This window comes from Streptomyces sp. NPDC032472 (genome assembly GCF_040636955.1).
Lineage (GTDB): Bacteria > Actinomycetota > Actinomycetes > Streptomycetales > Streptomycetaceae > Streptomyces.
Map to the genome: position 1 here is coordinate 1 of NZ_JBEZVK010000207.1, position 1,374 is coordinate 1,374.

Consider the following 1,374-nt stretch of genomic DNA (forward strand, 5'->3'; position numbering starts at 1 on the left):
GGGCGACGCAGTCGCACAGTGCCGTGACGGCGAGCTCACCGAGGCCGAGGCCGAGGCCGAGGCCGAGACGGGCGGAGGGCGTCCGGGGAGGAGACGCCCGCGCCGGTCAGACGACGGGCGTCTCCACCTGCGGCTGGGCACAGGAGGACGAGCCCTGGCAGGAGCAGGAGCCCCAGGAGGCCCCGTTCTCGGGCAGCGCGGCGGTGTCGTGCAGCGCCGTGACGGTCAGGTCGCTGAGGTCGAGGTCCAGGTCCAGGTCGAGGTGGCCGGACTCGGGGGTGACGGATTGGGACATGACGAACTTCCTCTCGTGTGGAAGGGGATGCGAAGTGCCGCGGTGGCGGCGGTGGGAGTGCTCCCGGGGAGCAGATGGTTCGTTCGCGGTCCGTCCGTGCCCGCGTTTCCAGGCGCACGTCCGAAGGCCCCGGGGGCATCCGAATGGGCGTTCGTGGTGCGGTTCGAGTTTCAGCGGCGGAACAGACCAAGGGCAACTGCACGTGTCACCTTGGCCTGTTGTCCCACCTCGGTTCGTCAGGTGCCGCGCAGACCGCCGTCGCTCGACAACCGCTCCAGCGGGCCGTGCCGTCCTCGGCCCCGCGCGGGACGGGCGACCCGGGGAAAGAGCGATCGCTGCTCGTGGCGCCGGGGCGCGGACACCGCCGGGCCGCGCGGAACCAGCGGCTCCGACGGCCGGCGTGAGATCGCGGCCGCCACCGCGCCCCTCGGGGAAGCACGCCGACTGACACCCCGCCTGCGTCCCGAACCGGTCAACTTCCGCCGACCCGACCCGACCCGACCCGACCCGACCCGACCCGACCCGCCGCGACCCCTCGCGACGCAACGCGACCCGACGCGACGATCCCGCCCGCTGTTGCAGATGCTCCCGCGCACACCGGCCCGGCCCGTGGCAGCCCGGACACGACCGGCCCGGACACGGCCGGGCGCCGCTTCCGGCCCTTCCGCGTTCCGGCGATCTAGTCTGCGATCAGGCCGCCCGCTCGTGGGGCGGGGCGGTCACCGCGGCACCCGCCACCACCTGGAGGAAGAGATGTCCAGCCCGCAGCAGCCGTTCGGCACGGTCGTCAGCAGCATCGGCGTCAACCTGCGCAAGTACCCCAGCACCGATTCCGCGATCATCGGAACACTGAGCCACGGCGCCGAGATCGGCCTGAAGAGCAAGGTCCACGCCCAGGACATCGAGGGCAACAGCATCTGGTACCTGCTACGGGACAAGCCCGTCTGGGTTGCGGCCCGCCACGTGGAAAACACCGGACAGGTGCCCCTGTCCAAGGATGCGGAGCCCGCACAGCCCGCCGGCTGAAGGCCCCCGACAGCAGATGTGCGTGTGGGGCGACCGGAATACGGTCGCCCCAC

The 1,374-nt window shown here is 72.3% G+C and carries 2 protein-coding genes; one reads left to right on the forward strand and one right to left on the reverse strand.

The annotated features are described in order from the left end of the window. Nucleotides 1-106: 106 nt before the first annotated feature. On the reverse strand, nucleotides 107-295 hold the full coding sequence (locus AB0F11_RS38215; RefSeq protein WP_362184489.1) for a thiazolylpeptide-type bacteriocin: 189 nt from the start codon (nucleotides 293-295) through the stop codon (nucleotides 107-109). Nucleotides 296-1,048: 753 nt separating this feature from the next. Between AB0F11_RS38215 and AB0F11_RS38220 the strand changes: the two genes are divergently transcribed. Then, entirely contained in the window at nucleotides 1,049-1,321 is a 273-nt protein-coding gene (locus AB0F11_RS38220) for an SH3 domain-containing protein (RefSeq protein ID WP_362184491.1), read from the forward strand. The last annotated feature ends 53 nt before the right edge of the window (nucleotides 1,322-1,374 follow it).

Coding starts and splice junctions, on each gene's coding strand:
- AB0F11_RS38215 (WP_362184489.1), bottom strand. CDS start 295: ATGTCCCAATCCGTCACCCCCGAGTCCGGCCACCTCGACCTGGACCTG.
- AB0F11_RS38220 (WP_362184491.1), top strand. CDS start 1,049: ATGTCCAGCCCGCAGCAGCCGTTCGGCACGGTCGTCAGCAGCATCGGC.